The organism is Hymenobacter cyanobacteriorum (assembly GCF_022631375.1).
Classification (GTDB): domain Bacteria; phylum Bacteroidota; class Bacteroidia; order Cytophagales; family Hymenobacteraceae; genus Hymenobacter; species Hymenobacter cyanobacteriorum.
Genome location: NZ_JALBGC010000003.1, coordinates 1 through 21988, shown reverse-complemented (window position 1 = coordinate 21988; position 21988 = coordinate 1). Strand labels below are relative to the sequence as shown.

At 59.2% G+C, this 21988-nt stretch carries 20 protein-coding genes, 1 tRNA gene and 1 rRNA gene; 15 read left to right on the top strand and 7 right to left on the bottom strand.

The genetic code is table 11. The features are described 5' to 3' along the window. Window positions 1-146 precede the first annotated feature (146 nt). The 5 genes from lpcA to MON38_RS09895 all read right to left on the bottom strand — a co-directional run bounded on the left by lpcA (window position 147) and on the right by MON38_RS09895 (window position 5650). On the bottom strand, window positions 147-737 hold the full coding sequence (gene lpcA / locus MON38_RS09915; RefSeq protein WP_241936012.1) for a D-sedoheptulose 7-phosphate isomerase: 591 nt from the start codon (window positions 735-737) through the stop codon (window positions 147-149). Between the two features lie 66 nt (window positions 738-803). Further along, window positions 804-1313, bottom strand: a complete 510-nt coding sequence (locus MON38_RS09910; RefSeq protein ID WP_241936011.1) for a hypothetical protein — start codon at window positions 1311-1313, stop codon at window positions 804-806. 151 nt (window positions 1314-1464) lie between these two features. Further along, the gene (locus MON38_RS09905; protein ID WP_241936010.1) at window positions 1465-3309 is read right to left on the bottom strand and encodes an ABC transporter ATP-binding protein; all 1845 of its coding nucleotides are present in this window, start codon (window positions 3307-3309) and stop codon (window positions 1465-1467) included. Between the two features lie 16 nt (window positions 3310-3325). After that, window positions 3326-3679: a hypothetical protein gene (locus MON38_RS09900; protein WP_241936009.1), complete on the bottom strand. Its 354-nt coding sequence runs from the start codon at window positions 3677-3679 to the stop codon at window positions 3326-3328. Between the two features lie 3 nt (window positions 3680-3682). After that, window positions 3683-5650 carry a capsule assembly Wzi family protein gene (locus MON38_RS09895; protein ID WP_241936008.1) on the bottom strand — a complete coding sequence of 656 codons (1968 nt, stop codon included), beginning with the start codon at window positions 5648-5650 and terminating at the stop codon, window positions 3683-3685. 232 nt (window positions 5651-5882) lie between these two features. Between MON38_RS09895 and upp the strand changes: the two genes are divergently transcribed. Both upp and MON38_RS09885 read left to right on the top strand, forming a co-directional pair. Further along, window positions 5883-6590, top strand: coding sequence for a uracil phosphoribosyltransferase (gene upp / locus MON38_RS09890; RefSeq protein WP_241936007.1), 708 nt, complete (start codon window positions 5883-5885; stop codon window positions 6588-6590). Between the two features lie 177 nt (window positions 6591-6767). Continuing rightward, window positions 6768-7220 (top strand): hypothetical protein, encoded by a 453-nt coding sequence (locus MON38_RS09885; RefSeq protein WP_241936006.1) that lies wholly within the window; start codon window positions 6768-6770, stop codon window positions 7218-7220. A gap of 78 nt (window positions 7221-7298) precedes the next feature. Here MON38_RS09885 and MON38_RS09880 read toward each other — a convergent pair whose 3' ends face one another. Next, window positions 7299-8708 (bottom strand): DEAD/DEAH box helicase, encoded by a 1410-nt coding sequence (locus MON38_RS09880; RefSeq protein ID WP_241936005.1) that lies wholly within the window; start codon window positions 8706-8708, stop codon window positions 7299-7301. 236 nt (window positions 8709-8944) lie between these two features. Here MON38_RS09880 and MON38_RS09875 point away from each other — a divergent pair. The 3 genes from MON38_RS09875 to MON38_RS09865 all read left to right on the top strand — a co-directional run bounded on the left by MON38_RS09875 (window position 8945) and on the right by MON38_RS09865 (window position 10388). After that, window positions 8945-9018, top strand: a tRNA-His gene (locus MON38_RS09875). A gap of 110 nt (window positions 9019-9128) precedes the next feature. Then, a complete protein-coding gene (locus MON38_RS09870) occupies window positions 9129-10070 on the top strand; it encodes a PfkB family carbohydrate kinase (RefSeq protein ID WP_241936004.1) in 942 nt (313 codons plus the stop codon). Between the two features lie 69 nt (window positions 10071-10139). Further along, window positions 10140-10388, top strand: coding sequence for a hypothetical protein (locus MON38_RS09865; protein WP_241936003.1), 249 nt, complete (start codon window positions 10140-10142; stop codon window positions 10386-10388). Between the two features lie 75 nt (window positions 10389-10463). Here the strand turns inward: MON38_RS09865 and MON38_RS09860 are convergent, their stop codons facing one another. Beyond that, entirely contained in the window at window positions 10464-12197 is a 1734-nt protein-coding gene (locus tag MON38_RS09860) for a M61 family metallopeptidase (protein ID WP_241936002.1), read from the bottom strand. A 141-nt stretch (window positions 12198-12338) separates the two neighbouring features. Between MON38_RS09860 and rpmH the strand changes: the two genes are divergently transcribed. The 10 genes from rpmH to MON38_RS09810 form a co-directional block, all read left to right on the top strand. Next, window positions 12339-12497 (top strand): 50S ribosomal protein L34, encoded by a 159-nt coding sequence (gene rpmH, locus MON38_RS09855; protein ID WP_035563087.1) that lies wholly within the window; start codon window positions 12339-12341, stop codon window positions 12495-12497. A gap of 157 nt (window positions 12498-12654) precedes the next feature. Beyond that, window positions 12655-13107 (top strand): ribonuclease P protein component, encoded by a 453-nt coding sequence (locus MON38_RS09850; RefSeq protein ID WP_241936001.1) that lies wholly within the window; start codon window positions 12655-12657, stop codon window positions 13105-13107. A gap of 30 nt (window positions 13108-13137) precedes the next feature. After that, window positions 13138-14832 (top strand): S41 family peptidase, encoded by a 1695-nt coding sequence (locus tag MON38_RS09845; RefSeq protein ID WP_241936000.1) that lies wholly within the window; start codon window positions 13138-13140, stop codon window positions 14830-14832. 69 nt (window positions 14833-14901) lie between these two features. Next, window positions 14902-15441, top strand: a complete 540-nt coding sequence (locus MON38_RS09840; protein WP_241935999.1) for a hypothetical protein — start codon at window positions 14902-14904, stop codon at window positions 15439-15441. Further along, window positions 15422-16114: a tRNA (adenosine(37)-N6)-threonylcarbamoyltransferase complex dimerization subunit type 1 TsaB gene (gene tsaB, locus MON38_RS09835; protein ID WP_241935998.1), complete on the top strand. Its 693-nt coding sequence runs from the start codon at window positions 15422-15424 to the stop codon at window positions 16112-16114. The genes MON38_RS09840 and tsaB overlap by 20 nt, the downstream gene beginning before the upstream one ends. 73 nt (window positions 16115-16187) lie before the next feature. Further along, window positions 16188-16709 (top strand): DUF2480 family protein, encoded by a 522-nt coding sequence (locus tag MON38_RS09830; protein ID WP_241935997.1) that lies wholly within the window; start codon window positions 16188-16190, stop codon window positions 16707-16709. A 155-nt stretch (window positions 16710-16864) separates the two neighbouring features. Further along, window positions 16865-18193: an APC family permease gene (locus MON38_RS09825; protein ID WP_241935996.1), complete on the top strand. Its 1329-nt coding sequence runs from the start codon at window positions 16865-16867 to the stop codon at window positions 18191-18193. A 69-nt stretch (window positions 18194-18262) separates the two neighbouring features. Continuing rightward, entirely contained in the window at window positions 18263-19528 is a 1266-nt protein-coding gene (locus MON38_RS09820) for a hypothetical protein (RefSeq protein WP_241935995.1), read from the top strand. Window positions 19529-19595: 67 nt separating this feature from the next. Continuing rightward, on the top strand, window positions 19596-20936 hold the full coding sequence (locus MON38_RS09815) for a serine hydrolase (RefSeq protein WP_338423762.1): 1341 nt from the start codon (window positions 19596-19598) through the stop codon (window positions 20934-20936). Between the two features lie 664 nt (window positions 20937-21600). After that, window positions 21601-21988, top strand: a 16S ribosomal RNA gene (locus MON38_RS09810); the annotation flags it as partial.

The following is a 21988-nucleotide window of genomic DNA, read 5'->3' as shown; positions in this document are numbered from 1 at the left end:
TAAAGCTGGACAGATTGGTTGTAAAGCTAGGAAGATTTCACGCAGTGTTTCGCAGGGTTAAAGCGCAGTGTCCCGCAGTGTTCTCGTTGAACGACACTGCGGGACACTGCGCTTTAACCCTGCGAAACACTGCGTGAAATACCTCCTCAGCCAATCACCAGCTTCTCAATCATCATAATCATGATGTGAATGGCCTTGATGTGGATTTCCTGAATCCGGTCGGCATAGCCCGAGTGTGGCGCGCGAATTTCTACGTTGCTCAGCCCGGCGAGCTGGCCGCCGTCCTTGCCGGTGAGGGAAACCACGGTCATGCCCAGCTCGCGGGCAGCTTCGGCGGCGCGCAGGATGTTGGGCGAGTTGCCGCTGGTGCTGATGGCCAGTAGTACATCGCCGGGCCGGCCCAAGGCCTCTACAAAGCGGCTGAAGACGAACTCGAAGCCGAAGTCGTTGGCCACGCAGGTCATGTGCGAGGCTTCGGTGAGGGCAATGGCGGCCAGGGCGCGGCGGTTCTGGCGGTACCTCCCGCTAAGTTCTTCGGCGAAGTGCTGGGCATCGCAGAGGCTGCCGCCGTTGCCGCAGGTCAGGACTTTGCCGCCGCTTTGCAGGCTGGCGGCAATAAGCTCGGCGGCGGCGGCGATGCTGGCCACGTGGGCCGGGTCGGCCAGGAAACGGTCAAGCACGGCGCGGGCTTCGGTCAGCTCGGCGCGGATGAGGTCGGGGAGGGTGGCGTCAGGCACTTTTTGCGGTACTCGGTATTCGGATTAAAAATCGGCTGTCATCCTGCGCGGCGCTCAGGATGGCAGCTAGGCCAGCGGCGGGCGGTCGGCCGGCTCGGTGTTGCTCAGGCTGGGGTCGTTCTGGGGGAAAGTGGGCTGGGGCAGGTGGTTAACCGTCCGGTTCTCGGTGGTGCTGGCCGTGCCGGCCACCTGGCTTTGCGTGGGCTGCTCGCGCACCACGGGTGCATCGAGGTTGCGACCGTCGATGGTGCGCGGGCCGGTAGCCGGGGGCGTAATGCTGGTGCGCTGCTGCTGGTCGTAGAGCTTGGCTTTCAGCTCATTTATTTTGCCTTCGTGCTGCGTTACGGTGCGACGCAGCATCACGCTGTCGAGGTTTTCGGTAAGCAGGTGCAGCGCCATAACCACGGCGCCAATCACGAACATGACGTAGAAAAACTGCCGCTCCTTTTCCGGTGCCGACAGGCCGGCGCCCATGTCTGCCAGCGAAGTGCGCACAGCGGGAACGAGAATGAACAGCAGCGCCAGCAGCAGGTAAATCATGACGGCGACGGTGACAATGCGTTTGAGGGCGAGCATGGCGGAAAAAGTTGGTTTAGGGCGAAAGATAGGGGTTTACGCACAGCAGTGCTTTTTAGTGGGGAAGTAACCCGTCCGTCATGCCGAGCACAGCCGAGGCATCTCGCGTGCCACCACTAATTAATTACTGCCGCACGCGAGAGACGGGCTTTTACACCAGCGCGGCGTTGGTCTGCATCGAGCTGAGGCGCTGGTACACGCCGCCTTCGCGTCGCAACAGCTCATCGTGGGTGCCGCGCTCCACGATGCGGCCGTGCTGGAGCACCACGATTTCGTCGGCGTGCTGCACGGTGCTCAGGCGGTGGGCGATGACGAGCGAGGTGCGGTTCTGCATCAGGCGCTGCAAAGCTTCTTGTACGAGTTTTTCGCTTTCGGTGTCGAGCGCCGAAGTGGCTTCGTCGAGAATGAGGATGGGCGGGTTGCGCAAAATGGCGCGGGCAATGCTCAGGCGCTGCCGCTGCCCGCCCGAGAGGCGTGAGCCCCGGTCGCCGATAACGGTCTGGTAGCCCTCGGGGCTGGCCACGATGAATTCGTGGGCGTTGGCGATGCGGGCAGCCTCCATTACCTCGGCCTCGGTGGCAGCGGTGTTGAAGCGGATGTTGTTGAAAATCGTGTCGTTGAACAGGATGCTTTCCTGGGTCACGATGCCCATCTGGTCGCGCACCGAGTGCAGCGAGCAGGCGCGCAGGTCGTGGCCGTCGATGAGAATCTGGCCCTGGCTGGGGTCGTAGAAGCGGGGGAGGAGGTCGGCCAGCGTGCTTTTGCCGCCGCCGCTGCCGCCCACCAGCGCCACCGTCTGGCCCTTCTTGATGGTCAGGTTGATGTCGTAGAGCACGGCCGTGTCGCCGTAGCTGAAGCTCAGGTTGTGGAACTCGATTTCGCGCTCGAAGGGCGGCAGCACCGTGGCATCGGGCCGGTCGCGAATGGCGGGCTCGGTGTCGATGATGCTCAGCACCCGCTCGGCGGCCACCAGCCCGCGCTGAATGTTGCCGAACGACGACGACAGCCCTTTGGCCGGCGTGAGCACCTGCGAAAACAGAATCACGTAGCCGATAAACGTTTCGCCATCGAGCGCCGATTTGCCGCCCAGAATCAGCGTGCCGCCGAAATACAGCAGCCCGGCCACCACCGAAACCCCCGCAAACTCCGAAAACGGCGAGGCCAAATCCCGGGTGTTGTCGATGGCGCGCGAGGTGCGCGCGTACTGGTCGTTCTGCTCCTCAAACTTGCCCTTGATGTAGCTCTGCGCATTAAACGCCTTGATGACCCGGATGCCGCCCAGCGTTTCGTCAATCACCGAGAGCATGGTGCCCAGCGTTTTCTGGCTTTGCTTGGCCTGGGTGCGCAGCCGCTTAGCAATGGTGGCGATGATGCCGCCCGAAATCGGCAGCAGCACCAGCGTGAACAGCGTGAGCGGCACCGACATGTGGAACAGCACCAGGAAATAGGCGATGATGGTGAGCGGCTCCTTGATAACGGCCGTCATGGTGCTCAGCACCGACGTTTCCACTTCCTGCACGTCGGCCGTGAAGCGCGACATCAAATCGCCCTTACGCTGGGCCGAAAAAAAGCCCAGCTGCAGGCTGATGATGCGGTGGTACAAGTCGCGCCGCAGGTTCTGAATGACGCGGGCGCGCACCTTGGCCAGCATCAGCAGGCCCAGGTAGCGGAATACGTTGCTCAGCAGCACCGACACCACCACCACGGCGCACACGAAGGCCAGCGCCCCCAGCTTGCCCTGCGCCGCCAGCACTTGCGCGAAGAAGTAGTTGAACGTGTCAATTATCCACGAAATGGTGGGCTTGAAGCTGCTGATGTGGTCCGGCGCCTTGGTTTGCACCTTGTCGGTCTTATCAAACAGCACGGTCAGCATCGGGATGATGAGCGTGAAATTGGCGATGCTGAAGAAAATGGTCAGCACCGTCGTAATCAAATATTGCGGCAGAAAAGCGGCCCAGGGCCGCGCGTACTGCAGGATTCTCAGGTACGTTTTCATAGGTTAAGTAGGCCAGCTACTGAGAACGCCGGAACTCGGCAATTACTTCAATTGGCCCGTCGATATGCTGGTTGAATTCAACCAGTTGTTCGGCCGGTACCCAAAGCTCATTGTGCATCGGGTCGCCCACATTCTCCACCGCAAACTGCTTGAGGTAATCAGTATCGACCGCAAACCGCACCACATAGCCCACGCCATAGTATGGCACGTTCCAGTCGCGGCTGATTTGCACGGCATATTCCTCGTTCAACACCGGATAAAAAATCGGCTGCTCGGGCAGACGCGGCGGGAAGGATTTCCAACCGCTGCCGGCAATCAGGTCCAATTCCTGCTGGTTGACGGGGCGATATAGAAAAATGGTTTCGGGCATGATTTAAAATTCGTGCAGGCGTTGCGCGATGTTCCAGCGCACGGCCAGCGAGGCGTACACCTCGTTCACATTAGCCGCCGGCGTGAGGGAGTAGGTCTGGTGCCGGGCAATGAGCTTGGCGTCCAGAAACAGGTTCAGGCGCGGCTGGTAGGTGGCCGTGAAATCGGTGTGGAGCAGGCGGCTTTTGTTGCCCTGGCCGGTGCGGTTGCCGTATTCGCTCACGCGGGTGTTGTAGGATTTGAGCACGTTGCTGCCGTAGTTCTGGCCAGCTGCGTCGGCGTTGGTCAGGTCGAGGCCCTGCTCGGTATAGATGGCCTTGCCCACCAGCATCAGGCGGGGCAGCGGCTGGTAGCTGAGCACGCCGAGCACCTCCGTCAAATTTGCGCCCATGGGGTGGGCCAGCGGCTGCATATAGTGAGTATAGGCCGTGTAGTAATCCTGATGCTCGTAGGTGAAAGGACGGATGTAGTTGAGCTCGCCCTGCAAATCGAGGTTGCGAATGCCCGCCACATCGATGTACTTAAAGCCCACCTGCACCGCCTGCTTGTTGGCCCACCAGCCATTGCCGGCCCGCACTTCGCTGATTTTGAACTCATCGAGCACCAGCTGCCCATATAGCTGGGCGGTGTGGAAGAGGTTCCACTTAAAATCGAGTCCCAGCAGCGCGTTATCCGCCGAGCCCACCTGCTGCTCGATGGCGCGATAAAAAATAACCGGGTTCAGGTATTGTAGTTCCAGGCCGCGCCCGGGGCCGCCGGCAATTTCCGATTCAAACACCCCAATGTTCAGGTTAGGGGTCACGTCGAGGCTGAGGTGGTGCAAAGCCAAGTATTTTTTTGGGTATACCCCATCTATCTGGCCGCCGCTCGCATTGGTCAGGCGCCGGCCTGTAAGCTCGGCAAACAGGTTCTGGTAGTTCAGCTTCCAGATGCGGGTGTTGAACTTCAAGAAGAAGTACGGCGTGCTGTAATCCGACAAAATCAGCGAGCGGTAGCCGTTGCCGATGAAGTTGCGGTCGTGCCCCAGTTGCACGTTGATGTGCTTGGTGGCGGCGTAGGTGATGTAGCCCCGCGCCGAGAAAAAGTCGTACTGACCGGCTCCGGTTTTATATGGCTTCCAATAGCCCTCGTGCGGCACAATGGTGTCGCGGGCAATGCGGTTCTGCACGTATTGCGGCACCCGCTCTTGGTTGTCGGTGAGGAAAGCATAGAAGCCCAGGCGCTGGTCGATGGTGCCTTCTACCTGCACGCCGCGGGTGTTCACGTACCGAATGCCGTCGTTGTTCTGGTTGTCTTTGCCGGCCGAAAGCAAGGCCACCGGGTTAACGCGCAGCGTAAAGTCTTTGCTGTTGACGTGGTAGAAATCGGTCTGGTCGCGGTAGAAGTAGTTGAGAAACGGCCGGGCGCTCTGGTTCAGGTCGTTGCCGAGGTCCGAGTTGGCCCAGTTATCTTTTAACAGATATTGCGCATTGAAGCGGTCGGCCCGCGAAAGGCTGCCCGTGCGCGATGCCCGGGCGCTATCCGGCCCCAGCATGCGCTCGCCCAGGTGGGCGGCCGCCGTGCGGGTGTAGGGCCGCACGCTGGTGTGCGGGTCGCGCAGCGAATCGGAGCCGAACTTGATGGCATAACGGTCAATCAGGCGGTAGGTGTCCGGGTCGAGCGGCACGTAAGTTGCGCCCTGCGTGGCCTCAAAACCATTGCGCGACAGCCGGGCAGCGCGGGGAGCCGTGGCGCGCGGGGCAACTTCGGGGGCGGCGGTCGAGCGCACCGGTTTTTCGCGGGCCACGCGGCGACGGCGCGTGTCGGCCACGCTGTCGAGCGGCTGGTCGAAAATCAGCCACGGCGACTTCTCGGCGGTGGGGGCGGTAGCGGCTGGGGCCGTCGTTGCGGGCGCGGGCGTAGCGGGCACCGTTTGGGCGGCGGCGGCTCCGGTCAGCAGCGTCAGGAAAATCAGTAACAGGGGTTTAGGCATATAATCGAATAGGTTGCCGCCCGGGCCAGGCCGCGCGGCCCGATAAAAGACAGGCTGGGCAATTAACAAACCTACGCAGCAAGCCGTTGGCGGGCCGAAACAGGGCGCGGAAGTACGGCTGTAATCAAAGGCCTTTTCCGGGCCGGTTTCTTGCCCGCGCCCGGTTTTGGTGCCAACTTCGGGGTATTGGTCGGGCTTGTTGCCGGGCCTGCTTCTCCTAAAGTCAGTTTATATGGCCACGCCGCTTCCTTCCTCCGCTCCGGCCAACGCCACTCCCGATGCTGCCGAGCCCCGGGCCAACATTCACGTTGTGTGCGCCGAGCCCAGCATTGCCAATCATTTCCTGGCCGAGCTGCGCGACAAAGATGTGCAGAAGGACAGCCTGCGCTTTCGCCGCAACCTGCAGCGTCTGGGCGAAATCATCGCCTACCGCATCAGCACCCACCTCAGCTACACCGACAAAGCCATCCAGACGCCGCTGGCCGAAACCACCGGCAAGCTGCTCCACGACTTCCCCATTCTGGCCACCGTGCTACGCGCCGGGTTACCATTTCATCAAGGTTTTCTGAATTATTTCGACCAGTCGCCCAGCGCCTTCGTGGCCGCCTACCGCATCGAAGGCACGGCCCAAGTGCAGGTGCAGGTCGACTACCTCTCGGCCCCGAGTCTGGACGAGCGGGTTCTCATCCTGGCCGACCCCATGCTGGCCACCGGCAAAAGCCTCGTGCAAACCTACCGGGCCATGTTGCGCTTCGGCATGCCGCGCCAGGTGCACATCGCGGCCGTTATCGCCTCGCCCGAGGGCCTGGCCTACGTGGCCCGCGAAATCCCCGAGGCCACGCTCTGGGTGGCCGCCATTGATGAAAAATTGAACGAGCACGCCTACATCATTCCCGGCCTCGGCGATGCCGGCGACCTGTCGTTCGGCAGCAAGCTATAGCCTACCACCTCACTATTTCACCCCAAACATTCGCCGACGCGCGGCCTCCATTCGCGGCCCGGGGCCGGCGGCTGGGCCAGCCCCGGGAACCCAAGCCCCCGAAATCGGGTATCATTGCCCATAGCACTGGCCCTTGGTTACCGGGCTGTCGCCTTCCCTTTCGTTTCCCTGTCCATCGTGCACCACCTCGCCGTCAAATATGCTTCTGTATTCCTGCTGAGTACGGTCAAGTTTCTGGGCGGGCCATTGGCCGGGGCCTCCATGGGCCTGCATTTCTGGACCACGCTGGCGCTCACCGTGGGCGGCATGATGACCAGCGTGTTCCTCTTCTCCGGCGTGGGCCGCGCCTGGATGAAGCACCGCCAGCACCAGCGCCGCCTGCGCCGCGAGCCTATCTTTTCGAAGAAGTCACGCAACATCATCAAGGTGTTTCGCAAGTTCGGCATGGGCGGCATTGCCTTTCTCACGCCCATTCTGCTTTCGCCCATCGGCGGCACCGTCATTGCCACGCTGCTAGGCGTGCCACGCACCCGCATCCTGCTGCACATGCTCTGGAGCGCCGTGTTCTGGGGCACTGCCCTCACGTTCGCCAGCATCCACTTCGGGCATTTGATACACCACGGGCATTAGGAAGGGTTGAGTTTTGAGGGTTGAATGTTGAATTGATAAACGATTAATTCAACATTCAACCCTCAAAACTCAACCCTTCTATCTTCCGCGCCGCTTCAGTGCCTTTACGCCGGGGTTCGAGCCGCCCTTTTTGCCCACGAAGGCCTTCGAGCCCTTGGTGCTCTTCTTCTGGCCTTCCTGAAACGGTTTGCCGGTGCGCTTGTCAATCGTCACGCCGGGCTTAATCCACTCCTTTTTCTCGTGGAAAGCGCCCTTGAAAGTCGGGTCCAGCTTCTTGCGGCGGTCATCGAGCTCGCGCCCCATCTTCTGCTGCTCCTCGAAGGGCGTTTCTTCCACTACCACTTCTTCGGGCAACGGCAGCAGCTCAATCTTCTGGTTGATGAGCTGCTCAATCTCGCCAATATGCACCATTTCCGCCTCGTTGGCGAAGGTGATGGCCGCGCCGATGTGCTGGGCCCGGCCCGTGCGGCCGATGCGGTGCACGTAGTCGTCGTGCACAATCGGCACGTCGAAGTTGATAACGTGCGTCACCTGTGGCACGTCGATGCCGCGGGCGGCCACGTCCGTCGCCACCATGTAGCGCACCTCCCCGGCCTTGAACGAATCCATGCTGTTCATCCGCGCATTCTGGCCCTTGTTGCCGTGAATCACGCGCACCTCACCGGCGGGCGCCTTGCGCTCCAGGAAGTGGGCCACCTGGTCGGCATGCTGCTTGGTGCGGCAGAAAAGCAGCACCCGCGTCATTATCTCGGCATCGCGGTAGAGCAGGAAGTGCAGCAGGTTGATTTTGGTGAGCAGGTTGGGCGCCTCGTACATCACCTGTGACACCGTGGAGGCCGTTTTGGCCGGCGGGCTCACCTCCACCCGCACCGGAAACTCCAGGAATTCCTCGCTCAGTGTCGTCACCCGGTCGGGCATCGTGGCCGAGAACAGTGCATTCTGCCGCTTGCGCGGGATGATTTCCAGAATCCGCCGAATCTGGGGCATGAAGCCCATGTCCATCATCTTGTCGGCCTCGTCCATCACGAACGTCTTCAGGTCGGTAAGTCGCACTGCGCCTTTCAGGTAAATCTCCAGCAGCCGGCCGGGCGTGGCCACCAGCACATCGAGGCCTTCGGCAATGGTTTCAATCTGGGTTTTCGGCCCCAGGCCGCCGTAAATGGCGAAAATGCGCAGGTCGGTGTTCACCGCCAGCGCCTTCAGGTGCTTCTCAATCTGCATGGCCAGTTCCCGCGTTGGGGCCAGCACCAACGCCCGCGGGTTGTTGCCCTGGGCGTATTTCACTTTCATCAATAGCGGCAGGCCGAAGGCGGCCGTTTTGCCGGTGCCGGTTTGGGCGATGCCCAGCACGTCGTGCCCGGCCAGCAGCAGCGGAATCGTCTGCACCTGCACCGGCGTAGGCTCGGTGAAGCCCGCCTCGGCCACGGCAGATAGAAGTTGTTTGTTGAGTTTGAAATCGTTGAACGATGGGGTGGTATTGGGTTCCATCCGGCAAAGGTCGGGCTTTTGCGGCGCGTTTTCTTCCTCTGGATTAAAAAGCTCGTCATGCCGAGCGCAGCCGAGGCATCTCGCGTGCAGCAGTAAACCAGTCCGTTGAACGATGCGAACGAGATGCTTCAACTGCGCTCAACATGGCGCTCTTGAAGGAAACGCGGCCACCTGCCAGAACTTTTTTTGCCATTTCCCGCTTCTTTTTCTATCTTTGCCCCACCAAAACAAACACGGTAGATATAGCTCAGCTGGTTAGAGCGTCGGATTGTGATTCCGAAGGTCGTGGGTTCGAGCCCCATTATTTACCCACCGAAAGAAAAGTCCCCGGAATTATCCGGGGACTTTTTTGTTGCTTGCAACGAATCCGTTTTAATGCGGCTTTAATTTGACTGTTTTTATTCACCACATTTTACTTGCATGAGCCTGCTCGTCATCGGCAGCGTCGCATTCGACGCCATCGAAACCCCCTTCGGCAAAACCGATAAAATCATCGGCGGTGCCGCCACGTTTATCAGCCTCTCGGCGTCCTATTCGCTGAAACCGGTGAAACTGGTGGCCGTGGTGGGCGAAGATTTCCCGCAGTCCGACATCATGCTGCTCGAAGAGCACGGCGTGGACGTGGAAGGCCTGCAAGTGAAGCAGGGCGAGAAGTCGTTCTTCTGGTCGGGCAAGTATTCGAAAGACCTGAACTCGCGCGAAACCCTCGTGACCGAGCTCAATGTGCTGGCCGATTTCGACCCCATCATTCCGGATAATTACCAGGACTGCAAATACCTCATGCTGGGCAACCTGGCTCCGCAGGTGCAGCGTCTCGTCATTCAGCGCCTCGTGAACCGTCCCAAGCTGATTGTGATGGACACCATGAACTTCTGGATGGACATTGCCCTCGAAGAGCTCATCGCCACCATCGAAATGGTCGACGTGCTGAGCATCAACGACGAGGAAGCCCGCCAGCTTTCCGGCGAATACTCGCTGGTGAAGGCTGCTAAGAAAATCATGGCGATGGGGCCGAAATTCCTCATCATCAAGAAAGGCGAGCACGGCGCGCTGCTCTTCCACAAAAACAAGGTGTTCTACGCCCCGGCCCTGCCGCTGGAAGAAGTGTTCGACCCGACCGGCGCCGGCGACACGTTCGCGGGTGGGTTCATCGGCCACCTGGCCGCCACCGACGACATCAGCTTCGAGAACATGAAGCGCGCCGTGATTCACGGCTCGGCCATGGCCTCGTTCTGCGTCGAGAAATTCGGCACCGAGCGCCTGCTCAACCTCAAGCCCGAGGAAGTAGAAGCCCGCGAAGCCCAGTTTGCCGAGTTGGTGAAAGTGGTGCCGGCTTCGGCCATTGCCAACGTGCCGGCGTAGGTTTCCGATGGCAACCTTTTGGCGGCAGATGGGTACACTTACTCATATTCCACTCAACACCACACCGCCATGGGACTCGCCAAGAAAGACACCGACTTGCAAAACGAGAAAACGTCCGTGAACCCGGTCGCTAACTCGAAACGCAAAAGCACTCAGGTACAAAGCCCGAACACGATGGACGTTTCCGCTCACGGCAACACCACCGACGGCAACAGCGCTGGCCACGGCGTTGATAACATCCGCAACAACCCGCAGGGCAACCGCCCGATGTCGGTGAACACAGGCAAAGTAGGCAAAGGCGGCGACGCGAAACACTAAGCCGCCGCCCAAAGCAACAACAAAGGCCCCGCCGGACGAATCCGGCGGGGCCTTTGTTGTGTACGCGAGCTCACGCTAAAACTCCCAGCCCAGCCACTGCTGATACCCGCGCTGCTGCGCCGCATCGGCCGTGTCCAGCTTGTCAATCGCATAGCGCTGTCCAAAGCTGATGCCCGGCGTGGCAGCCAGTGCCACCGTCAGCAGCCGATTTTGGCGGAATACACTCACCTCATAAGTCGCTTCGCCACTGCTGAGCAAGCTTTGCAGGTTCATGTCGACGCGGCGGCCGTTCACGGCTACTATTTCATCGTCCACGGTCAGGGCCGCGGCGGCGGGCGAGTTGGGCCAGATGGCGGTTACCTCCGTGCGCTCGTTCTTCACCACCGTGCGGAAACCAAAGTGGCCTTCCGACGCGGAGGCGTTTTCGCCCACCAGCAGCTGGCAGCCCACCGTGTGCAGCACGCGGTCGAGCGGCTCCTGCAGCGGCGCGGTGCCGTAGATGAACTTGTCGAAATAGGCGTGCATATCGCGCCCGGCTACTTCGTTCACGAGGCGCACGTAGTCGGCCTCGGTGTAGCCGATGCCGGTTTTGCCGAACTCCTCGTACAGCCGCCGCATCACGTCATCGAGGCTGCGAGCGTGGCCGGAGAGCTGCCGAATAGTGAGGTCCAGCAGCATAGCCACCAGCGCACCCTTGTGGTATACCGACACCTTGCGGTCGGGCACGCCGGGCTTGTAGCCATCGAGCCAAAGGTCCATGCTGGCGTCGGCCAGGGAGAGGTTTTCGCCGCCGGCATCGTCGTAGTGCTTGCGCAGTACGATGTTCAGCTCTTCAAAATACTGCTCCGGCGTGCGCACGTGGCTGCGGGCCAGCAGATACTCACCGTAGTAAGTCGTGATGCCCTCGGCGATGAAGCAGGTGCGGAAGTAATTCTCGCGGCTGTAGTCGTAGGGCTGCATCTCGGCGGGCCGAATGCTCTTGATATTCCAGGTGTGGAATAGTTCGTGGCAGCTCACGCCCAGCAATTCCTTGTACAGGCCCTCGCTCATAATCAGCTCGGCCGGCCCCAGCGTGATGACCGTGGAGTTGTTGTGCTCCACGCCGTGGTAGTGCTTGTAGGGCAGAAACTGGTTCAAAAAGTGGTAATCCGCCACCGGAAAGCCACCGAACATTGTCAACTGTTCCTCCGAAAACGCCTTGAAGTCGGCCAGCAGCTTCGGCCAGTTTACCAGCGCCTCGCCCTGCACCCAGACGTGGAAGGGCAGCCCGCCCGCCTCGTACTGCTGGTGCGTGAGCGTGGGGCTGGCAATCAGCGGCGAGTCGGCCAGCTGGTCGAAATCCTTAGCGGAAAGCACATTCGGAGTGGTTTGCTTCAAGCCGCAAGCCACCTGCCAGCCATCAGGCAGCGCCAGCGTTAACTCGCATTCCTCCAACTGCCGGCCCTCGGCGTACATCAGCGCCTGCACGGGGTTCAGGTACAGCTGCGTCTCATCTAGCCAGGAGCCGCCGGCGTCCATCTGGTGGGCGTAGAAGTTGTAGCGCACCCGGACGGTGCGGCCGGCCGCATTGGGCACCTCCCACCGGTCTTTGGTAAGCTTGCGGTAGGGGAGAGGCTGGTCGGTGGTCGCGTCAGAAACATCAACCTTCTGAATCTTCTGCGCGAAGTTTTGCAGCTCGTAGCGCCCCGGCCGCCACGCGGGTAGCTGCAGTTCAAGCGGCGCTTGGGCATCGGTGGCTACGTCCAGCGTGAGCTCAATTTGCAGGTAAAACGTGAGGGGATTCTCGTAGGAAACGCGGTAGTGAATCATTGCCAAAGCGGTATAAATGCCCTTAAAACTACTGCCTACGTGCCCGCCATCGTAAAAGTGGCTGAGGCCCTTGCCTTTTCCAGACAAAGCCCGTACCTTTGCCGGCCCAACTCGAAACTCGTCTTTTTAAGATTCATTGATATGAAACGTACCTATCAGCCCTCGAAGCGCAAGCGTGTAAACAAGCACGGCTTCCGTCTCCGCATGGAATCCGCTAACGGCCGCAACGTGCTGGCCCGTCGTCGTGCCAAAGGCCGCAAGCGCCTCACCGTATCCGACGAAGGCAAGCACAAGCGCTAGAATTCATTAGCCGTTAGCTGAAAGCTTCTAGCCGTTAGCTAGCAGATTGCCGCATTGCTGAGACAGGTTTATTTCTGTCGCTGCAATGCGGCTTCGCTATTTTTGGCCATTTTAGAGCGGTGTTTGCTGCTAAAGCAGCGGCTAAACAGTGAGTAACATGAACGAGCTAACAGCTAATAGCCAAGAGCTAACAGCTAAGAGAAAATATACTTTTCCGAAAGAGGAACACCTGTGCCGCAAGAAGCTCATCGAAGAGCTGTTCAGCAAGCAGAGTTCCTCTTTTGGCGTTTACCCGTTGCGCATCGTTTGGATAAAAACGGCGGCACCTACCACGGCCCCGCCGCAGGTGCTCATTAGCGTGAGCAAGCGCACCTTTAAGCGGGCCGTCGACCGCAACCGGCTCAAGCGGCTCATCCGCGAGGCCTACCGCCTCAATAAATATCGGCTCACGGAGCAACCCAACGGGCACGAAATCGCTCTGCTGGGTATTATCTTCACGGGGAAGGAAAAAAGTCCCCTGGCTTTGGTGGAAAGAAAATTAATTTCCGCTTTCCATCGTTTGCTGGGCACGACTATTGAAGCAGCCCCTGCTTCGCCGCCGCTCCCGTAGATTCGTGTCGACTCGCTACCCGTATTCCGTATGACTATCCGCAAAAAGCTACTCGCCACGCTGGCCCTGAGCACGCTGGGTTTGGTATCGTTCCGCGCCGCTTCCGACAACGAGCGGTACTTCGAGATTGCCAAGAATCTGGACATTTTCGCCACGCTCTTCAAGGAAGTCAACACCTATTACGTCGACGAGATAACGCCCGCCAAGCTGGTGAAAACGGGCATCGACGCCATGCTGCGCTCGCTCGACCCATACACTAACTACATTCCGGAGGACGATATCGAGGACTTCCGCACCATGACCACCGGGCAGTACGGCGGCATCGGGGCTTCGGTGGTGAAGCGCAACGGCAAAACCGTGGTGCAAAGCGCCTACGAAGGCTACCCGGCCCAAAAAGCCGGCCTGCTCCCCGGCGATGAAATCCTCGATATCAACGGCGTGGTGGTCGATAAAAAGTCGAACGCCGACATCAGCAAGCTCCTCAAGGGCCAGGCCAACTCAATGGTGAAGCTGATGGTGACGCGCTACGGCCAGGACAAGCCCATCGAAATCGACATCACCCGCGATAAAATTCAGGTGGATAACGTGCCCTACACCGGCATGATTTCCGGCGACGTAGGCTACTTCCAGCTTGGAGGTTTCACGGTGGATGCGGGCAAGGAAGTGCGCGCCGCCGTGACCAAGCTCAAGGAGCAGGGCGCGAAGAAAATCGTGTTCGATATCCGCGACAACCCCGGCGGCCTGCTGAACGAGGCCGTGAATATCTCCAACCTGTTCATCGACAAGGGCCTTGATGTGGTGAGCACCAAGGGCAAGGTGACGGAGTGGAACAAAACCTACAAGGCCCTCGACGTGCCGCTCGATACTCAGATTCCGGTGGCCATCATCACGAGCAGCCGCTCGGCCTCGGCCTCGGAAATCGTGTCGGGCGTGTTGCAGGACTACGACCGCGCCGTGGTAGTGGGCGAGCGTACCTTCGGCAAAGGCCTCGTGCAGGCCACCCGCCCCCTCAGCTACAACTCGCAGCTGAAGGTGACGACCGCCAAATACTACATCCCAAGCGGCCGCTGCATCCAGGAAATTGACTACGCGCACCGCAGCGAAGACGGCACGCTGGGCAAATTCCCCGATTCGCTGCGCACGGCCTTCAAAACCACCGCCGGCCGCATCGTGTACGACGGCGGCGGCGTGGCCCCCGATGTGGAGGTGAACGACCGCGAAATTGCGGATATCACCCGCATTCTGCTCCAGAAAAGCTACCTATTCGATTACGCCACCCGCTACCGCGCCGAGCACCCCACCATCGTGCCCGCCCGCCAGTTCAAGCTCTCGGACGCGGACTACCAGAAGTTCGTAGCCTACCTGCAAGGCAAGAATATTAGCTACAGTACCGACGCCGAAAAGGCCCTCACCGACCTCAGCAAGAAGGTAAAAGAGGAAAAGCACTACGACGACGTGAAGCTGGAACTCGAAGCCATCCGCAAGAAAGTAACCGTGAACAAGGCCAACGACCTGCAGCGCTTCAAGCCCGAAATCAAGGAATTATTGGAGCAGGAAATCGTGTCGCGCTACTACTTCGAGAAGGGCCGCACCGAAGCCGGCTTCGACGATGACCCCAACATCATCGCCGCCGTGGCCGTCCTGAACGACCCAAACCGCTACGCCGCCCTGCTTAAGCCCACGGGCCAGGCCGCCAGCGCACGCAAGTCGGCAGGGACGAAGTAATTTTGAAGGGCGTTAAGTAGAAAAGCAGGCGCTGAGAAGTGCCTGCTTTTTTTGTTAATTAATAACCGAATGGAACAATCAATACTGAAGGCGAAAGCTTGGCAGGTATTTCTAGTACTACTTGCCAGCTACTTTATTTCTTGGTTTGTTAAGGAAACTGACGCAGGCGAACTGTTGAAACTAGTTGGCTTCAGCATCTTTTGCACCTGGCTTGCTATCATCGGTAATACAATGAACCAACTCGACAAAACGCAGAAAAAATCGAGTGTGAGTTGGTTTATTCCGAACGTCGTGGTGACAATGTCTGCACCACTCGCTAGTAAGGTTTTGTCAGACCCAGAATTTGTTGTTACGCCGACGAGCTTCAGTGCAAAAGGGACTTGGGTTGTGCCTGTACTTTACTTCGTTGTCGCTTACATTCAAATTCATTGGTTTGTGGCATCATCGATTGTCGCAAGAGAGCAAGGCCAAAAGCCGGAATTCAGCCAAGTATTGGGTACAGCTATTCTACTTTTTCTTTGGCCTATTGGAGTTTGGTTTATTCAGCCACGACTCAACCGTATTTTCAACACTATTCAAGCTGACACCATTGATTATCCTCTCGCTTGAAACCTCTTCGCCCGTCTGCTCGGTAGCCCTGCACCGCGTGGCCGACGGCTCCCTGGTTGGCCAATCCGAGTTGCGGCTCGATAAGTCGCACTCCACCCACCTCACCGTGCTCATCGAGCAGCTACTCGAAAACACAGGCCACCAGCTGGCCGACCTCGCCGCCGTGGCCGTGAGCGACGGGCCTGGTTCCTACACCGGCTTGCGCATCGGGGCCGCTGCTGCCAAGGGCCTGTGCTTCGCGCTCGATATTCCACTGGTGGCGGTGAGCACGCTGCGGGCGCTGGCCGCGCAGGTGGCGGCTGGAACTGCCTGGCCCGAAAAATATCTGTTTTGCCCCATGCTGGATGCCCGGCGGCAGGAAGTGTACGCCGCGCTGTATACCAACGATGGCCAGGAGGTGCTCGCGCCCACGCCCCTCATCCTCAAGGCCGATACGCTGGCCGAACAATTGGCCCGCCATTCCGTGTTGTTCTTCGGTCACGGCGCCACGAAGTTTCAGGCGCTGCTGGGAGAGTCAGCGCAGGCTGGTTTCCTGGTCGGCATTGAGCCGTCGGCGGTAGCGGTAGGGGCGTTGGCCGTCGCCGCTTATCACCGGCAGGAATTTCAGGACGTAGCGTATTATGAGCCGTTTTATCTGAAAGAAGTGTACACAACCACGCCGAAAGCGAAGTAGCGCGGACTTTTAGTCTGCGAGTCAGTGCCTTTATTAATCCTCACCATCGCGGACTAAAAGTCCACGCTACACTATGGAACCCCTCTTCGTCAACCGCGTCGCCAATTCCGGCCTTATCACCCTCAACCTGGAAGAAATGCTGCATCCCGGCGAGCGGGTGGTGTACGACATCAAGGACAACCTCTTCCACGGCCTCATGCTGCGCGAAAAGGACTTCCGAGAGTTCGTGAAAAATAACGACTGGACGCAGTACGACGGCAAAAACGTCGCCATCATCTGCTCGGCCGATGCCATTGTGCCCACCTGGGCCTACATGCTGCTCGCCACCAAGCTCCAGGGCCACGCCCACCGCTACGTCTTCGGCAACCTCGATGCCCTGGAGCAGTCGCTGTTCGAAGAGGCCATCGCCGCCATCGATGCCGAAGAATACCGCGATGCCAAAGTGGTGGTGAAAGGCTGCGGCAATGTGCCTGTGCCCACCTTCGCCTACGTGGCCATCATGCAAAAGCTGCTTCCCGTCACGAGCAGTATCATGTACGGCGAGCCGTGCAGCACCGTGCCGCTCTATAAAAAGCCGAAAGCTGTAGCGCAGTAAAGATTGAGATAATAGAACGTCATGCTGAGCGAGGCCGAAGCGTCTCTACCGCGAGAGTAAATAATTACTTCCTCGGTAGAGATGCTTCGGCCTCGCTCAGCATGACGTTCTTTTTACCCTGACTTCTTCGGGTAACTCGTTCGCATCTTTGCACCATGGCCGAGCTTGCCCGCACCCCTTATAAAATCACTTTCCTCACCGGCGCGGCCATTGTCATTGCCAACATGGTGGGCACGGGCGTTTTCACCAGCCTCGGGTTCCAGGTAATGGGCATCCAAAGCGGCTTTGCGCTGCTGATGCTGTGGCTGGTGGGCGGCCTCATCGCCCTCTGCGGCGCTGTGAGCTACGCCGAGCTGGCGGCGGCCATGCCCCGCTCGGGGGGCGAATACCATTACCTGAGTAAGATTTACCACCCGGCGCTGGGATTCCTCTCGGGCTGGGTTTCGGCCACGGTGGGCTTCGCGGCCCCTACAGCATTGGCCGCGTTGGCTTTGGGACAATACGCCAAAAGCGTGTGGCCTGGCCTGCATCCGCAGTGGCTTTCGGTGGCAGTGGTGCTGGTGCTTACCCTCGTTCACGGCAGCAGTACCCGCGTTGGCAGCCGGCTCCAAATCATCATCACCTCCCTCAAAGTGACCGTGCTAATCGTCTTCATCGGCGCGGGCATGGTAGTGGGGGAGGGGCAGCCCATTAGTTTTCTGCCCGATGCCGCCAGCTGGCAGGCCTTGCTCAGCCCCGCTTTCGCCGTGAGCCTCGTGTATGTGAGCTACGCCTACTCTGGCTGGAACGCCGCCGTGTACGTCACCGGCGAAATTGAAAACCCCAAGCGCAACCTCTCGCGCATCCTGCTGGCTGGTACTGCCGTCGTACTTCTATTATATGTAGGGTTGAATTACGTGTTCCTCCGCTCTACGTCAATAGAAGGGTTAAAGGGCCAGGTCGAAGTTGGTTTCGTGGCGGCCACTTCCCTTTTTGGCACCCTCGGCGGCCGATTGATGGGCGGCGTTATTGCCGGGCTACTCGTCTCCACCATTAGTTCGATGATTTTCGCCGGACCCCGTATCGTCCAGACGATGGGAGAGGACATCCCTGCCCTGCGCTTCCTGGCCCCCAAAAGCCGCGCTGGCATCCCCGTGCGCGCGCTGTTGCTGCAAACTGCCATCACGTTGGCCTTTATTCTAAAGCCGAGCTTCCAAGGCGTGCTGGTCTACGCCGGCTTTGTATTGAATCTGTTCACCTTTCTCACGGTGCTGGGTTTGTTCGTGCTCCGCTTCCGTCAGCCCGATTTGCCGCGTCCATACCGTGCTTGGGGCTACCCCATCACTCCGCTCATTTTTCTGGGCCTGAGCGGCTGGACCCTCGCCTTCATCCTGCGCGATAAACCGTGGGAGTCACTCTACGGCCTCGCCACGCTGGCCGTCGGCGCGCTGGTCTACTTGTTCACTACACGCCTGACTGTTTCCCCCGCCGTTTCCCGAGGCTAAAGCACTTCCGTAACTTGCAGCTTCATTCGGTGCTTCCGCAGTTCACCGTTCCCCATCATACTATATATAATGTCCTTCCGCACCGCCGCGCTTCGGCTCCTGCCCGCCGCCTTGCTCTTGCTCTCCGCTTGCTCCGAGTCGAACACTAAAACCGAGACTGTCGCTTCCGCTAAGGAAGAAACCATGGCCACCACGGCCGATGCCATTGATTCCACCAAATCAGCCGCGCCGGTTGCCGCCGGTACCAAAGCCGCCCCGCGCCCCAACCGCCTCGCCGCTCCCGATACTGCCTATGCCCAGGACGTAGCCCTATTCCTCGGCGGCCTCCAGCCCAGCCAGCACAGCGACCTCACCGCCTTGGCTGCCACGCCCGCCTGGCAAGCCTTCGCCAAAGACCAGGACAGAAGCTGGGATAAATACCGCGCCACCCACACCACGCGCATGACCCAGTGGGCCAATACCGAGCTCGATTCGGTGCACGCCAGCAGCCCCACCATCTTCTACCCCTTCAGCGGCCCCGATTTCCTGAACGTCGTCACGATGTTCCCCACCAGCCAAACCTACGTCCTGATGGGCCTCGAACCCGTCGGCAGCGTCCCCGCCCGCGCCTCCCTCGAAAACCCCAAGCTGCTGCCCACTGTCAAAACCTCGCTCTGGTCGGTACTAAATTTCAGCTTCTTCCGCACCAACGACATGGCCGTGGACCTGAAATCCGTCGAACTCGACGGTGCCCTGCCGTTGATGATGCTCTTCGCTGCCCGCACTGGCAACCAAATCACCGCCATCCGCCCTGTCCAGCTCGATGCTGCCGGCAAACTCCTTGATGCCCCCAAAGACACCACCCAAACCCCCGACCCCAAATCTATCCCCGGCGTCGAAATGAAGCTCCGCGGCCCCGACGGCCAGCCCAAAACCGTCTATTACTTCTCCGCCGACCTCAGCGACTGGAAACTCACCTCCAAAAGCGCCCCGCTGGAATTTGTGCGCCACCTCGGCCCCCTCACCACCTACGTGAAGTCGGCCACCTACCTCATGCACAAGTCGTACTTCAATAAAGTCCGCCGCACCGTCCTCCGCCGCAGCCGCTATATCCTGCAAGACGATTCCGGCATTGCCATGAAGTACTTCCAAAAAGGCGCTTGGCAGTTCAACTACTACGGCACCTACCGCCGCCCCATCAACCTCTTCGCCAAGCAATACCAGCCCGAGCTCACCGCCGCCTACCGCGACACCCTCCACAAACCCAAGCCGCTCCCCTTCGGCACCGGCTATAACTGGCGTCAGACCGACTCCAACCTCCTTCTCGCCAAACGTCTGGTTCCCCTGGCTGATTAAGCAACCCAAAAACTGCCCCACAGGGCCGTGGTGGCAACATCACGGCCCTTTCTATTTCGATTCTCTTATGAAAACGCCTCGTCAATCTCGCCCCACGCTATACTATATAATGGGAGTAGCCTTCCTATTGACGATAACAACTCTGGTAACGCTAGCCGCAAACAGCCGTCTGGCTCCCCCTCTCCACGGGAGTGGGGGCCGGGGGGAGAGGTTAACTTCAGAAGACTCTCCATTTCTAGACTCCCTCCTAAAAGCCAACCCCCTCCTAAAGCGCGTCGCCACTAACCCCCAATACGAGCTCCAAATCATATATACCCAAATCAACCGCGACGCCCAAAACCACCCCACCTTTATCCCTCATACCTACCACCTCAATCCCCGGCAATACTTCAACCCGGCAAGCTTAGTCAAACTTCCAGTAGTAGCCCTCTCCCTCGAAAAGCTCAATGACCTCAACAAACCAGGAGTAACCCGCCGCACCATCATGGCCACCGGCACCGCCTACCGCTGCCAAACCCCCGTCCCCTTCGCCGCCCCCGCCGATTCCGACCGCACCGCTACCGTCGGCAACTACATCAAGCGGATGCTCTTAGTAAGCGACAACATCGCTTACAACCGCCTCTACGAATTCCTCGGCCAGCGCCCCCTCAACGAGCGCCTCGCCCAGCTCGGCCACCCCACCGTCCGCATCACCCGCCGCTTCGCCCCCTGCGATACCGCCGCCAACCGTCACACCAACCCCATCAGCTTCCACACCCCCAGCGGCGACACCTTATATAGAGAGGCCGCCAAATTCAATCCCACGTCTTACACCAGCCCTCTCGGCCGCGTCCTCAAAGGCCGCGCCCACCAGGCCGGTCGCCGCGTCATCCCCGAACCCTACGATTTCACCACCGCCAATCACCTCCCGCTCACCGACATCACCACTCTCCTCCAAAGCATCCTCTTCCCCGAATCCGTCCCCGCCGCCCAGCGCCTCCGCCTCACCCCCGCCGATTACGCCTTCCTGCGTCGTTACCTCCACGCCACCCCGCACGAGTCCGGCTTCCATCCCTACGCCCCCGTCCGCTACTTCGATGCCTATAAGAAGTACCTCTACTACGGCCGCAACCCCGAAACTCCCCGCCAATCCCCCCTCCGCATCTACAACATCGTCGGCATGTCACACGGCTACCTCGCCGATGTCGCCTACTTCGCCGACTCCCTCCACCAGTCCGAATTCCTACTCAGCGCCGTTCTCTACGTCAACCAGGACGGCATCATCAACGACGGCGCCTACGAATACGACACCATCGGCCAGCCCTTCCTCGCCCAATTAGGCCGCCAAATCCAGCAATACGAAACCCAACGCCCCCGCCAACACCAACCCAACCTCACCGAATTCTTCGCCCCCGAGCCAATTCGCTAAAATTTTCTTAAAAACCGCTGCGCTATAAGTCACTGATTCCAAACGGCCCGCCGCATCAAAGCCGCCTGCGCTACGGTTGCTTCCAACAAAAGTTGCTCGCCACCCCTTGCCGTCCCAGAAATTCCTCCTACTTTTGCACTCCCAATCGCCAACAGGGTATCGGGTTCTGCTGCTGCAACCGCTTCGCAGAAGAAATTGACAGGTCAGGAACTTCACGCTCGGCGTACTTGTATTGCCACCCGTGCCGCTTCATAAAAGCCCGCGAAAATTAAATTTCGACAGCGCTTGTGAAAGCCGAAAAAAGCGCCTTACCTTTGCACCCCGCTTCAACAGGAGGCGGTAACGGATTGAAAAGCGAAACGAAGAAAAGATAAAATTTCTGCTCTCTCGCTTGCTAATTCAAAACTTCTTCTTACCTTTGCACTCCCAATCGCCAGAAAGGGTTTTGCAAGAAAGAAAAACGGGCTGCTAACGGCCCCACTATCACGCCAACTGGGCATGATACACGTTCTTTGAATGTTTGGAAAAGACAAATAGTAAGGGCTTTCAACAGCAATGTTGGAAGTAAAAATTACAAGCGTAACACGAATACATAGAACTCGTCAATACGAGTCGGATTCGCACTCGACATCAGCCATTCTTCGGGATGGTGTAGAAACATTTTACAATGGAGAGTTTGATCTTGGCTCAGGATGAACGCTAGCGGCAGGCCTAATACATGCAAGTCGAACGGTGGTAGCAATACCATAGTGGCGCACGGGTGCGTAACGCGTAGCCAACCTGCCCGAATCTGGGGGATAGCCCGCCGAAAGGCGGATTAATACCGCATAAAACCACAGAGTGGCATCACTTAATGGTTAAAGATTTATTGGATTCGGATGGGGCTGCGTGCCATTAGCTAGTTGGGGGGGTAACGGCCCACCAAGGCAACGATGGCTAGGGGAGCTGAGAGGCTGGTCCCCCACACGGGCACTGAGATACGGGCCCGACTCCTACGGGAGGCAGCAGTAGGGAATATTGGGCAATGGGCGAGAGCCTGACCCAGCCATGCC